Here is a 13071-nt window from a genome sequence, read left to right as displayed (position 1 = left end):
TGCTCGCCCGCCCGGGCGGACCGTCCCATACTGGAGGTGTGGGGTACGCCACACGCGAGGAGGCAGGCCGGCGACTCGCTCGGTCGGCCGGGCACCTGCGCGACGCCGACCCGGTGGTCCTCGCACTACCTCGCGGCGGCATTCCCGTCGCCCGTGAACTCGCCGCAGCCCTCGATGCGCCCCTGGACGTCCTCGTGGTGCGCAAACTGGGCGTGCCCTGGCATCCCGAACTCGCGATGGGCGCGATCGCCGAAGGACCGGGTCCCGGAACCGCCGGGGAATCGACCACGCAGGACGCCGTCTTCCGGGTCCTCAACGACGACGTGATCCGGCGCGGGCGGATCGCCCCCGAATCCGTGGCGGCCGTCGAGCGACGCGAGCTGGCCGAACTGGCTCGACGTGCCGATTGCCTGCGTGCCGGTCGCACCCGGGTGCCGCTGGAGGGCCGCACGGCGATCGTCGTCGACGACGGCATCGCCACAGGTGCGACGGCCGCGGTGGCATGCCTCGCCGCGCGCGCCTCCGGAGCGACCCGGGTCGTCCTCGCGGTGCCGGTGGCCTCCCCCGACGCACTGCGCCGGGCCGGCCGGACGGCCGACGAGGTGATCTGCCCGTGGACGCCGGTGGACACCGACAGCGTCGGCGCCGCCTACGACGACTTCCATCAGCTCGGCGACGACGAAGCGATTCTCCTTCTCCGAAATACTGGTACTTCCGGTACCGGGAAATCCGACGAGACGATCCGATAGTGGCAATCCTCGTTACCGGCGGGTAGCATTGTTACCTGGATCACTGCCTATCGGACTGTAAAAAGGGGGCAAAGCGGTCCGAGGGTAATGCATTTCCCAACGACGTGTGATGCAATGCACACCGACAGCACCTAACGATGGAGGGGTCACAGTGAGTGAGATTGCCGTACCACAGTCGTTCTCGATTCCCGAGAACACGTCGATGGCCGACAGCGTCTTCCGGCACGAGAAGGAGTCGCCGGAGTTCGTGCCGTTCGAGCGACTGGTCGACGGCAAGTGGGTTCCCGTCACCGCCCGCCAGTTCGCATCCGAGGTGCGCGCCGTGGCGAAGGGCCTGATCGCGTCGGGTATCGAGCTCGGCGACCGCGTCGCGGTCCTGTCGGCGACCCGCTACGAATGGGTCCTGCTCGACTACGCCATCTGGGCCGCGGGCGGTGCCACCGTGGCGATCTACGAGACGTCGTCGGCCGACCAGGCCCAGTGGATCCTCGAGGACTCCGGGACCAAGCTGCTCATCGTCGAGAACTCCGGTCACGTCGACACCGTCCGCGAGGTCGCCGAGAACGCCCCGACCGTGCGCGAGGTCCTGCAGATCGAGCCGGCGCCGGGCGGCAAGAGCGCGGTCGACGAGCTCATCGCACGCGGCGCAGCGGTCACCGACGAGGAGGTCGAGGAACGGCGCAACTCGGTCACGGCCGAATCCGCGGCGACCCTCATCTACACCTCCGGCACCACGGGCCGGCCGAAGGGCGTCCAGCTCAAGCACCGCCACTTCGCCTCGGAGTCCGCGGCCTGCGGCCTGGCCCTGCCCGACTCGATGCACGAGGGCCAGCGCACCCTGCTGTTCATCCCGATGGCACACGTCTTCGCGCGCCTGATCTCGTTCGCGGCATTCGACAGCAAGGTCACCGTCGGTCATACCTCCGACCTGACGACGCTGCTCGACCAGTTCGCGGTCTTCAAGCCGAACTTCATCCTCTCGGTGCCCCGCGTGTTCGAGAAGGTCTACAACTCGGCGAAGCAGAAGGCCTACGACGGCGGCAAGGGCAAGATCTTCGAGAAGGCCTCGGAGGTCGCGATCGAGTACAGCAAGGCCCTCGAGAACGGCGGCCCCGGCCTCGGCCTGAAGATCCAGCACTTCGTCTTCGACAAGCTGGTCTACGGCAAGCTCAAGGCCGCGCTCGGCGGCAACGTCACCCGGGCCGTCTCGGGCGGCGCCGCACTCGGCGCACGTCTCGGCCACTTCTTCCGCGGTGTCGGCGTCACCATCTACGAGGGTTACGGCCTGACGGAGACCACCGGCGGCATCATCATGAACACCCCGGCCGCCCAGAAGATCGGCACCGTCGGCACGCCGTTCAACGGCTGCGCCGCGAAGATCGCCGAGGACGGCGAGCTCCTCCTCAAGGGCCCCCAGGTGTTCGACGGCTACTGGCAGAACGACAAGGCCACCGACGAAGCCATCCGCGACGGCTGGTTCCACACCGGCGACATCGGTGCGATCGACGAGGACGGCTTCATCTCGATCACCGGCCGCAAGAAGGAACTCATCGTCACCGCGGGCGGCAAGAACGTCGCCCCGGCCGTCCTCGAGGATTCGCTGCGCGCCCACCCGCTGATCAGCCAGGTCATCGTGGTCGGTGATTCCAAGCCATTCGTCGGCGCGCTGATCACCCTCGATCCGGAGGCGCTGCCGGGCTGGCTCGAGCGACACGGTCTGCCGGCGGAAACCACGGTCGCCGATCTGATCAAGAACCCCGACCTGATCGCCGAGATCGACGAGGCGGTTGCCGAGACCAACAAGAAGGTCTCGAACGCCGAGGCGATCCGCAAGTACCGCCTCCTCGAGACCGATTTCAGCGTCGAGAGCGGCGAGCTGACCCCGACGCTCAAGCTCAAGAGGAACATCATCCACGACAAGCACGGCGCCGAGATCGCAGCGATCTACAACTGAGGTTCCACACCGTCGACCGGGCCCCTCGTCACCGCGAGGGGCCCGGTCGTTTCTCGGGGAATCTGGGAATCCGGCCGGCCACGTCGCCCACGAACGCGGCAATATCCGAAGTCACCCTGCGATGTACGGGTTCGTGCAACAGGTCGTGCCCGGCATCGGAATACTCGCACCACTGTGCCCCGGGCAGCGACGACGCCCACTCGCGTACCGGGTCGATGGGGGCAAGTCGGTCGTCGACGCCGTGGACCAGCAGGACCGGCAGGTCGCTCGCGCCGAGCGCTTCGGCCGTCTCCGGCAGGGCCGCGGTGCGCGGCGTACCGCACAGCACGACGCCCGCGAGGCGGCTACCACCGGAGGGATCGGCATCCAGCGCCGTCAGGACCGTCGCCGCCCCCAGCGAATGGCCCATCACCACCAGCGGCAGACCGGACTCGGCGGCGAGGCCGGTGAGCACGCCGAAGTCCTCGGCGTGGAACTCGACGTTGCCCGGTGAGCCGGGTTCTCCTTCGGAGAGCCCGTGTCCGGCGAGGTCGAGTCCCCACCACGCGATGCCGTGGGCGGCGAGGCCGGAGGCGAAACGGTGGTAGTGCCCGGTGTGCTGCCCGAAGCCGTGCGCGAACACCACACCGGCTCTCGCGTCGTCGACGGTCCGGCACCGCCAGTGGACCCGGCCGACCGACCCGGGGAAGAACGTCAACGGCATGGCCTCATTGTGGCCGGAGCCGGAAGGTCACCAGCAGCCGCCCTCACCGCGATAGGTGGGAACCTCGGTGCGTCCGTTCTCGTCGACGAGGTACACCCGGTCGAACCTCTCGCACAGTTCGCCGGCCTTCGCGTGGCGGAACCACACCCGTCCCCCGACGGGGATCGACGCGGCAGCGCGACCGCGCACCGGGGTCTGCACCTCGCCGGCACCTTCCGTCCCCAGCAACTTCAATCCCGCAGGACGGACCGGGCGCGGCACCCGCGAGGCGCCGGTCGGGCCGGACGCGATGTACCCGCCGCCGAACAACGTCGTGACCGACGGTGACGGTTTGCGTACGGCAGGCAGCGCGAAGAACATCGACGGGTTCGGGGTGAACGCCCGGTAGCCGTCGAACAGGGTGGGCACATACAGCCCCGATCCCGCGGTGGCCTCGGTGACGACACGATCGGCGGTGGTCACCTCGAGCGAGCCGGTTCCGCCACCGTTGACCAGTTCGAGGTCACCCACGACCGCACGCACGGCCTCCACCACGGCGCGGCGGCGCGAGGAGAGATCCCGCGCCGACAGTCCCTTGACGAGCCGTACCGGCAGCGACGAGTCGGGCAGGCCCGCGATCTGGGCCTCGTAGAACATCACTCCGACGACGTCGAATCCGGCGGCGTCGGCGCGACGGGCCAGGCCGGAGGCTGCCTCCGGGTCGCGCAGCGGAGAACGGCGCACACCGAGATGGAGCGGACCCACCCGCAACGACGCATCGATGTCCAGGCAGACCTTCGTCCGGAAAGTGTTCTTCCCCAAAGCCGTACGGATGATGTCGAGGTGCTCGGCCGAATCGACCATGAGCGTGATCGCCTGCACCGCGTCCGGCGACACCGCGAGCTTCCCGAGCGCCGCCCGGTCGACCGTGGGGTAGCCCATCAGGATGTCGCGCGCTCCGTGCTCGACGAGCCACAGCGCCTCCCGTAGCGAGTACGCCATGATGCCGCGAAAACCGCCGCGGGTGGTCAGTTCCGGGCCGAGGACCTCGGCGAGGACGGCACGACAGCGCACCGATTTGCTCGCGACCCGCACGGGCACACCGTTCGCGCGGCGGATCAGGTCGTCGGCGTTGCGCCGCAGGGTGGGCAGATCGACGGCGGCGAACGGCGGGTCGAGGTCGGCCGTCGCCGCGTGCACCCGGTCGAGGGCGTCGTCGTGAACGGAAGCAGCACGGAGCACGGGCGATCCCTTCGAAAAGGTCGGGTCGGGTCAGGAACGTTCTACGGCACGGGTCGCGATGATGTCGGCGACGACTCCCAGTTCGGCCGTGGCCGCCTCGCCGTCGCGATCGACGAGCCACCGGAGCACGACGCCGTCGAGCACGGACAACGACAGTCGTGCGAGCGTCGAAGTGGGCAGCGACCATTCGACGCCGCACCGCTCGGCGCAGGTGTCGAGGAACAACTGGGCCTGCTTGTCCATCAGGCGGTACTGCTCCACGGCGATGTCGCCGCCGGCGGGACTGCCATCGGTGCGCTGCCGGAGCGAGTAGGCGGTGATCTCGTAGGTGAGGGTCTGTAGCCCCGGCGTGGATTCGATCGTCGACCACATGGAGCGAAGGCCGGTGTGGAGCATCGAGCGGAGACAGTCGACTCCGCCGGTCTGCTGCGCGTCCTCGGGCACATCGAAGGCCGCGTGCATGGCTCCGGCCAGTTCGCCGACGACGGCGTTCGCCATGGCGACGACGAGGGCTTCCTTGCTGTCGAAACAGTAGTGGACAACGCCCAGTGACACTCCGGCCTTCTCGGCGACGGCGCGGACCGTGACGGCTCCGACTCCCCCGCCCTCCGCCAGTTCCAGTGCTGCTGCCACGAGTTGGGCGCGGCGCTCGTCAGCAGGCAACCGATTCGGCATGACCCTGATGGTAGAGGTCGGGAAAGGTTCACGAGCAGGTGTTGACTTGGACGCTTGTCCAGGTCGAAGATGAGGCATGGCCACCTGGCACAATTGGGCTCGCACCGAGAGTGCGGCACCTCGCCGTTTCGAGACCCCCGGCAGCACCGACGACCTCGCGCGCGTCGTCGTCCGCGCCTCCGAGCAGGGCGAACATGTCAAGGCCGTGGGCGCCGGGCACTCGTTCACCGGCGCGGCCGTCACCGACGGCACGCTCATCTCGCTCGACCGGATGTCAGGTCTCGTCGCGGTGGACCCGTCGGCCACCGGCGCGCGCGTCACCGTGCGGGCGGGGACGCGACTGCGCGGCCTGGGCGACCTGCTGTGGGCACAGGGCCTCGCCGTACCGAATCTCGGCGACATCGACGTGCAGTCCGTCGCCGGCGCGATCTCGACCGGCACCCACGGCACCGGTGCAACCTTCCGCGGACTGGCGGCAGCCGTGTGCGGCGCGACGATTGTGCTCGCCGACGGCCGGATCGTCGACTGCTCCCCCGAGCACGAGCCCGACCTGTTCGAGGCCGCCCGGCTCGGCCTCGGCGCCCTCGGCGTGCTCGCGACCGTGACGCTCGATTGTGTCCCCGCATTCCGCCTGCGCGCGGAGGAAGCACCCTCGTCGCTCCGCACGACACTCGATGCCCTCGACGAACTGCGAAGCGGTGGCGACCATTTCGAGTTCTACTGGTTCCCGCACACCGACGGCGTGCTCGTCAAACGCAACACCCGCCTCCCCGGTGAGGCACCGGTGCAGCCGGTCGGGCGGGTGCGCACCCTCCTCGACGACGAACTGCTCTCCAACGGCGCCTTCGCACTCCTCCAGCAGGTCGGGACGCGGGTTCCCGCCACCATCCCGGCGCTGAACCGGGTCGCGTCACGGGCGTTGTCTCCGCGCACCTTCGTCGACCGCAGTTACCGGGTGTTCGCCTCCACCCGCCGGGTGCGGTTCCGGGAGATGGAGTACGCGCTCCCCGCCGAGCACCTTCCAGCGGTTCTGCGCGAGATCGATGCGTGGCTGCAGCGCACGGACGTTCGTGTCGGTTTTCCGGTGGAGGTGCGGTTCGCGCAGGGCGACGATGTCTGGTTGTCCACGGCGCAGGGCCGCGATACCGCCTATGTGGCCGTGCACCAGTACCATCGGCGCGACCACACGACCTACTTCGACGGTGTCGAGCCGATCCTGCGCGCCGCGCAGGGACGCCCGCACTGGGGCAAGCTCCATTCCCTGACCGCGGACGCTCTACGCGAGCTCTACCCTCGGTTCGACGACTTCCTCGCCGTGCGCGACCGCGTGGATCCGCACCGCACCTTCACGAACCCGTATCTGCGCCGCGTCCTGGGCGAATGACGCCCGAGCCGACTCACCCGGACGGACTCAGAGGAAGGCGGCGTCCCACGAATTGCGCCGGAGCACATCCCGTTCGGCATCGGTCAGACCGAGCTGATCCTTCAGCCCTGCGAGGTTGTCGTCGACGTAACCACCGAAATAGGCGGGATCGTCCGAGTGCACGCTCACCGACAGGCCCGCCTCGAGCATGCGGCGCAGCGGATGGTCGGCGAGCGTATCCACCACGCGGAGGCGGACATTCGAGAACGGGCAGACGGTGAGGGGAATGCTCTCGTCGACCAGGCGCGCGACGAGTTCGGGATCCTCGAGCGAGCGGATGCCGTGGTCGATGCGCTCGGCGCCGAGCAGATCGAGCGCCTGCCAAACATATTCCGGAGGTCCCTCCTCCCCCGCGTGCGCGGTGATGTGCAGCCCTTCGGCCCGCGCCCGCGCGAAGACGTCCTCGAACAGTGACGGCGGGTGACCGACCTCCGCCGAGTCCAGGCCGAGAGCGATGATCGGCGCACCGAGGCGCAGCAGTTCGCCGAACACCTCATGCGCTTCGGGCACGGGGCGATCGCGCACGATCGACGCGATCATCGCCGCATCGACCCCGAACTCCCGGTGTGCCCCGGCGACCGCGTCGGAGAGCCCGGCTACGACCTCTGGCAGCGGGACACCGCGCGAGGTGTGGGCCTGCGGATCGAAGAAGAACTCCGCGTGGGTGACACCCGCCCGCGCCGCACGAGCGAAATAGGCGCGGGCGAGGTCGGCGAAGTCCTGCGCGGTGCGCAGGACCTCCATGTTCGCGTAGTACAGGTCGAGGAACGACTGCAGATCGGTGAACTCGTAGCGGCTGCGCAGATCGTCGAGATCGCGATAGGGCAACTCGATGCGGTTCCGCTCGGCGAGGGCGAGGATCAGCTCGGGTTCGAGCGTGCCCTCGATGTGCACGTGCAGTTCTGCGAATCCGTCGGTCACCTGATCCTCGCCATCTCTCGTTCGGTCTTTCAGCGACCCTTCCACACCGGAGCTCAGCGACCTTTCCACACCGGAGCTCAGCGACCCTTCCACACAGGGGGTCGCTTCTCGGCGAAGGCGGTGGCGCCTTCACGCGCGTCCTCCGAGGTGAACACGGGCGCCATGATCTCCATCTGCTTCGCGAATGCTTCGTCGCTCGACCAATCGGCCGAGCGGACGATGATCTCCTTGGTCGCCGCCACGGCGAGCGGTCCGTTCGCTGTGATGCGCTCGGCCAGTTCGAATGCACCCTCGAGTGCCCCACCGGGTTCGGTGAGACGATTGACGAAACCGTATCCGTAGCCTTCCTCGGCGGTGAACGCGTCCCCGGTGAGGGCGAGTTCGAGGGCCTTCTGGTAGGGGATGCGCGACGGCAGGCGCAGCAGGCCACCGCCACCGGCGACGAGGCCGCGCTTGACCTCCGGGATGCCGAACTTCGCGTCCTTCGCGGCGACGACGAGGTCGGTGGCCAGGACGAGTTCGGTTCCGCCGGCGAGGGCGAATCCTTCGACGGCGGAGATGAGCGGCTTGCGCGGCGGCGCCTCCGTGAAGCCGAGACCCTTACCGGGCACGACCACGTTCTCGCCGGCGACGAACGCCTTGAGGTCCATGCCCGCGCAGAAGTTGCCGCCGGCGCCGGTGAGCACACCGACCGACAGGGAGTCGTCGCTGTCGAGCTGGTCGACCGCCTCGGCGAGCGCGTGGCTCACGGCGGCGTTGACGGCGTTGCGCGCCTCGGGCCGGTTGATGGTGATGACGAGAACGCGATCGCGTCGTTCGAGCAGGACTACGTCGGACATGGACACACCTCTCCACTACGAAAAATGCCGGTTCATCGGGTTACAGGCTGTATACCGGACGGGAACCTGTTGCAGGGTTCACGACACCCGGACGGCGATCTGATCGACGAAGCCCTCGTCGTCGATGCGCACCTGATCGCCCGTGCGGAACCAGCCGTCCTCCGTGAACGTCTCGTCCGTGGCGCACGGATCACGCCAATAGCGGCGGGCCACGCTCGGTCCGCGACAGAGCAGTTCGCCGACACCGTGTTCGGCATCGGGCCCGAGCAGCGCGATCTCGATCCCTCCGAACGGCACTCCGACACTGCGGGGATGGCGGGAGCGGTGTTCCGAGGGCAGCAGCAGACCGATCCCTCCCGTCTCGGCGACTCCCCAGCCCCGCACACACCGCGAGGTGGGGAAAGCTGCGCGGAGGTGCCGCCACGGTGCGCGGATCACGCGGGATCCCGAGACCACGACGGTTCCCCCGGAGGCGAGGGTGGGCAGCAACTGGACGCTGCATCCGACCGCCGTGGACAGCGGCGCCGTCAGCACGGTCCGTACGCCGTCGCCGACGAGATCCATCGCGTGGGCGACGGCCTCGATCGTCGACAGCACGTTGGTGTTGGTCAGTTCGACGCCGCGCAGTCCACCACCGGCGACGCGCACGTAGTAGAGCACCGCGAGCTCGTCCGGTGACGCACCTCCGTCGAGGAAGGCGACACCGTCGGGCAGATCGGAGTCCAGGGTGAGAACCGCACCGCTGTGGACCTCGATCTCCGCCGCTTCCTCGGGGCTGCAGCTCGGGTCGGGGAGCACCGGAACACCTCCGGCAAGGACCACGCCCAGGAACCCGATCAGCCAGCGGACCCCGTTCGGCTGACAGACGACCACCCGGTCGGTGGGGCCGATCCCCTGATCGAGGAGACCACCGGCGACGCGGGCTGCGGCGGCCCACAGTTCGCGGTAGGTGAGTGCGCGGCCGCATCGGTCGACCACCGCGACGCGGTTCGCGAAACGCAACGCACTCCGATCGAGCAGCTCGGCGATGCACGGCTCCAGGCAGTCGTACTGGAGGATGCCGCTGTCGCGGCGAGTGACCCGATCGTCCCGGAGCCAACGACTCCCTGCAGGAATTTCCACTACGGCCACCGACATGCCACCTCCCACCCGGCGTGCGTGCCTGCACTATATGGCGCGGATCACAGCCATGTGAGGAAACGGCGGGTCACGGACAACCGGGGAAGGTGCCGCAGGGTGGTCGCTGGAACGTCCGTCAGGCGCTCGCTGCCGCCGAACGCTCCTCGGCGGCACGCTGTTCCTTCTGGCTCGCGGGACGGTCGAAGGCGAGCGCGGCCACGAGCCCGATGAGCAGGATGCCGGCGGGAAGCCACAACGATTCGGCCATCGCCGCGGCGAACGGTTCGTGCAGGGGCTCCGGCAGGACGGAGCCGGACGTCTCCATCTCCGGCGCCCCTCCTCCCCCGCCGACACCGTTGGCGCTCAACCGCGCCGCCATGATCGCACCGAGAGCGGCACTCCCCATCACCGCGCCCACCTGACGCGTCGTGTTGTACACACCGGAACCCGCCCCGGCCCGGCTCGGTGCGAGACCGTTCGTCGCGGTGGCCGAGAGCGGCGACCAGATGCCCGCGTTCGCCACCCCGATCAGGGCGATCGGCAGCAGCAACTGCCAGATCTCCGCGTCGGGGGTCATCACCAGCGCGAGCCAACCCAGCCCGATCGTGAGCAGCGAGAAGCCGGTACCGGCGATCAGCCGCGGATGGACCCGGTCGACGAGCCTGCCCACGAGCGGCGCGAGCACACCACTGAAGACCGCCATCGGCACCATGAGCATCGCGGCGCCGGTCGGGCTCAGACCGCGCACCGACTGGGCGTAGAACATGATCGGCAGCATGACGCCGGTGATGGCGAAACCCATCGTCGCGATACCGATGTTCGCCAACCCGAAGTTGCGGTCCCGGAACAGCGACAGCGGTACGAGCGGTTCACCGCGGTTGCGCGACTGCTGGACGACGAACACGACGAGCAACACGATGCCCAGCCCGATCAGCACCCACACGCGGGCGGTCCACTCGAACGAGTTGCCCTCCTGGATCCCGAACACGAGGCAGAACAGGCCGGCGCCGCTGAGCAGCATGCCGAGCACGTCGAACCGGTGCGGGCTCGTGGGCAGCACCGGCACGTACCGCACTGCGAGCGCGAACCCGACGATCCCGACGGGCACGTTCACGAAGAAGATCCATTCCCAGCCGAGCCCGTCGACCAGGACACCGCCGGCCAGCGGCCCGACGAGCGTCGCGACCCCGGCCACGGCGCCCCACAGGCCCATCGCGGTCCCGCGCCGCTCACGCGGGAAGATCCGGGTCACCACGGCCATGGTCTGCGGCGACATGAGCGCCGCGCCGAATCCCTGGAACACGCGGGCGACGATGAGCATCTCGATCGTCGACGAGAAACCGCACCACAACGACGCGATCGTGAACAGCACCAGCCCGCAGAGGTAGACCCGGCGCTGACCGAAGCGGTCGCCGAGGCGGCCCGTCACGAGCAGCGGCACCGCGTAGGCGAGCAGATAGGCGCTCGTGACCCACACGACGGCGGCGATGTCGGCCCCGAAGGTCCGCATGATCGCCGGGTTGGCGACGGCGACGATCGTGCTGTCCACCAGGATCATGAAGAAGCCCAGGCACAGAGCGCCCAACGCCGCCCAGCGGGCACCGTCGGACATCTCCACCGCCACATCGGACCCGCGTTCGCGCGTGTCCACCCCGCTGTCGTCGCTCACCGGACCTCTCCCCTCGTCGGCGGTCTACGGTAGCGGGGTGGACCCGCACATCTCGAGCATCGCCGCCCTCGCGTGGTGTCGTGCACTGGGCCTACCCGACGGCGCCCTCGTCGAACCCGGGTGCGTGACGCGTGTCGACGACTCGTTCCGCGACGTCCGACTGCTCGCCGTGGGGCGCGCCACCGCGATCGTCGGACCCGACGCCGCGGTCTCCCGCCTCGCGGCCGAACCCGACCCGGCCGAGATCGATGCCCCGAACGCCGAGCTCGTCGTCGCAGGCCACGCGGGTCGCACGGAGATCCTCGCCCTGTGCACCGACTGGATCGACGCGACACGCGTCGAGAACCCGCTCATCTCCGACGACCCCGAGGACCTCGCCGAACTGCTGCGGTGCTGCCCGCCCGACGACGTCACCGAGGCCGAACTGTCGCCGACCGGGCCGTCGCGCGTGTTCGTATTGCTCGACGACGATCACCGTCCCCTCGCCGGCGCGGCCTACAGCGAACTCGGGTCGTTGCTGGCCGATGTGCGGGTGCTGACGACACCGCCGGCGCGCCGGCTCGGGCTCGCCTCGACGGTCGCGACGCTGGCGACCCACGACGCGCTCGACGCCGGACTCGTCCCGCTGGCCCGCATGCGCCGCGACAACCGCGGTGCCCGGACGGTCGCGGCGGTGTCGGGATACGACATCTGGGGAACCCTCGTGACGGTTCGGGTTCCACCCGGGAAGTGACGAGTGTGCACGGAAGGATGCGTAGGTGACCGAGAACAAGTACGTCGAGCCGGGTGCGGAGTTCGCCCGCGACACCAACTACATCCGAACCCGCATCACCGCGGACGGGCGCGACGGCTATCCCGTCGAGTCGGGGCGGTACCGGCTCGTCGCCGCCCGGGCGTGCCCGTGGGCCAACCGCACCCTCATCGTGCGGCGGCTGCTCGGTCTCGAGGACGCTCTGTCGCTGGGACTGTGCGGCCCGACGCACGACGAGCGCAGCTGGACGTTCGATCTCGACCCGGGCGGGGTCGACCCCGTCCTCGGCATCCCGCGACTGCAGGACGCGTACTTCGCGCGATTCCCCGGATACGACCGCGGCATCACCGTCCCGGCCGTCGTCGACGTGCCCACCGGGCAGGTCGTGACGAACGACTATCCGCAGATCACCCTCGACTTCTCCACCGAGTGGACGCAGTTCCACCGCGAGGGCGCCCCGGATCTGTATCCCGAGGAGCTACGAGGCGAGATCGACGAGGTGGCCGAGCTCGTCTACCAGGACGTCAACAACGGCGTGTACCGGTGCGGTTTCGCCGGTTCGCAGGAGTCCTACGACAAGGCCTTCGACCGTCTCTTCGCCCGCCTCGACTGGCTCGAGGAACGCCTCGGGGCGCAGCGCTATCTCGTGGGCGAGACCATCACCGAGGCCGACGTGCGCCTGTTCACCACGCTCGTCCGGTTCGATCCCGTCTACCACGGGCACTTCAAGTGCAACCGGAACCGGCTGGCGGACTTTCCGGCGCTGTGGGCCTACGCGCGCGATCTGTTCCAGACACCCGGCTTCGGCGACACCATCGACTTCGTTCAGATCAAGCAGCACTACTACCTCGTGCACACCGACGTCAATCCCACGGGCATCGTGCCGAAGGGACCGGACCTGTCGAACTGGCTCGATCCGCACGGCCGTGAGGCGCTCGGCGGGCGGCCGTTCGGGGACGGCACACCGCCGCCCCCGCCGCGTCCGAGCGAGGTGGTCCCCGAAGGGCACGGCACGGTCGCCCGCTGATCCCCTGCGACGCTGCCCCC

12 protein-coding genes are annotated in these 13071 nt (G+C 69.1%); 5 read left to right on the top strand and 7 right to left on the bottom strand.

Annotated features, from left to right (window positions below; translation table 11 throughout):
- Positions 1 to 38: 38 nt before the first annotated feature.
- Both NVV99_RS13180 and NVV99_RS13175 read left to right on the top strand, forming a co-directional pair.
- Entirely contained in the window at positions 39 to 749 is a 711-nt protein-coding gene (locus tag NVV99_RS13180; protein ID WP_024103477.1) for a phosphoribosyltransferase, read from the top strand.
- A gap of 151 nt (positions 750 to 900) precedes the next feature.
- Positions 901 to 2703: a long-chain fatty acid--CoA ligase gene (locus tag NVV99_RS13175; RefSeq protein WP_024103476.1), complete on the top strand. Its 1803-nt coding sequence runs from the start codon at positions 901 to 903 to the stop codon at positions 2701 to 2703.
- A gap of 28 nt (positions 2704 to 2731) precedes the next feature.
- Here NVV99_RS13175 and NVV99_RS13170 read toward each other — a convergent pair whose 3' ends face one another.
- From NVV99_RS13170 to NVV99_RS13160, 3 genes are read right to left on the bottom strand one after another with little or no spacing between them, the layout of a single operon-like run.
- Positions 2732 to 3406, bottom strand: a complete 675-nt coding sequence (locus NVV99_RS13170; protein ID WP_019288094.1) for an alpha/beta hydrolase — start codon at positions 3404 to 3406, stop codon at positions 2732 to 2734.
- A gap of 27 nt (positions 3407 to 3433) precedes the next feature.
- Positions 3434 to 4627: an alanine racemase gene (locus NVV99_RS13165; RefSeq protein WP_024103474.1), complete on the bottom strand. Its 1194-nt coding sequence runs from the start codon at positions 4625 to 4627 to the stop codon at positions 3434 to 3436.
- 30 nt (positions 4628 to 4657) lie between these two features.
- Positions 4658 to 5302, bottom strand: coding sequence for a TetR/AcrR family transcriptional regulator (locus NVV99_RS13160; protein ID WP_024103473.1), 645 nt, complete (start codon positions 5300 to 5302; stop codon positions 4658 to 4660).
- Between the two features lie 76 nt (positions 5303 to 5378).
- On the opposite strand from NVV99_RS13160, the gene NVV99_RS13155 reads away from it, so the two are divergent.
- Positions 5379 to 6686 (top strand): D-arabinono-1,4-lactone oxidase, encoded by a 1308-nt coding sequence (locus tag NVV99_RS13155; protein WP_024103472.1) that lies wholly within the window; start codon positions 5379 to 5381, stop codon positions 6684 to 6686.
- Between the two features lie 27 nt (positions 6687 to 6713).
- Here NVV99_RS13155 and NVV99_RS13150 read toward each other — a convergent pair whose 3' ends face one another.
- From NVV99_RS13150 to NVV99_RS13135, 4 genes are all read right to left on the bottom strand, one after another.
- The gene (locus NVV99_RS13150; RefSeq protein ID WP_024103471.1) at positions 6714 to 7646 is read right to left on the bottom strand and encodes an adenosine deaminase; all 933 of its coding nucleotides are present in this window, start codon (positions 7644 to 7646) and stop codon (positions 6714 to 6716) included.
- Between the two features lie 77 nt (positions 7647 to 7723).
- Entirely contained in the window at positions 7724 to 8485 is a 762-nt protein-coding gene (locus NVV99_RS13145; protein ID WP_024103470.1) for a crotonase/enoyl-CoA hydratase family protein, read from the bottom strand.
- 78 nt (positions 8486 to 8563) lie between these two features.
- Positions 8564 to 9607, bottom strand: coding sequence for a class I adenylate-forming enzyme family protein (locus NVV99_RS13140; protein WP_051424894.1), 1044 nt, complete (start codon positions 9605 to 9607; stop codon positions 8564 to 8566).
- Positions 9608 to 9740: 133 nt separating this feature from the next.
- Positions 9741 to 11216, bottom strand: a complete 1476-nt coding sequence (locus NVV99_RS13135; RefSeq protein ID WP_024103468.1) for an MFS transporter — start codon at positions 11214 to 11216, stop codon at positions 9741 to 9743.
- A gap of 94 nt (positions 11217 to 11310) precedes the next feature.
- Between NVV99_RS13135 and NVV99_RS13130 the strand changes: the two genes are divergently transcribed.
- Complete coding sequence (locus NVV99_RS13130; RefSeq protein WP_024103467.1) at positions 11311 to 12006, top strand: hypothetical protein; 696 nt, start codon at positions 11311 to 11313, stop codon at positions 12004 to 12006.
- Positions 12007 to 12031: 25 nt separating this feature from the next.
- The gene (locus NVV99_RS13125) at positions 12032 to 13051 is read left to right on the top strand and encodes a glutathione S-transferase family protein (protein WP_006554330.1); all 1020 of its coding nucleotides are present in this window, start codon (positions 12032 to 12034) and stop codon (positions 13049 to 13051) included.
- The last annotated feature ends 20 nt before the right edge of the window (positions 13052 to 13071 follow it).

This window comes from Rhodococcus sp. PAE-6, assembly GCF_025290685.1.
Taxonomy (GTDB): domain Bacteria; phylum Actinomycetota; class Actinomycetes; order Mycobacteriales; family Mycobacteriaceae; genus Rhodococcus; species Rhodococcus pyridinivorans.
This window is presented reverse-complemented; position numbering and strand designations above follow the sequence as displayed.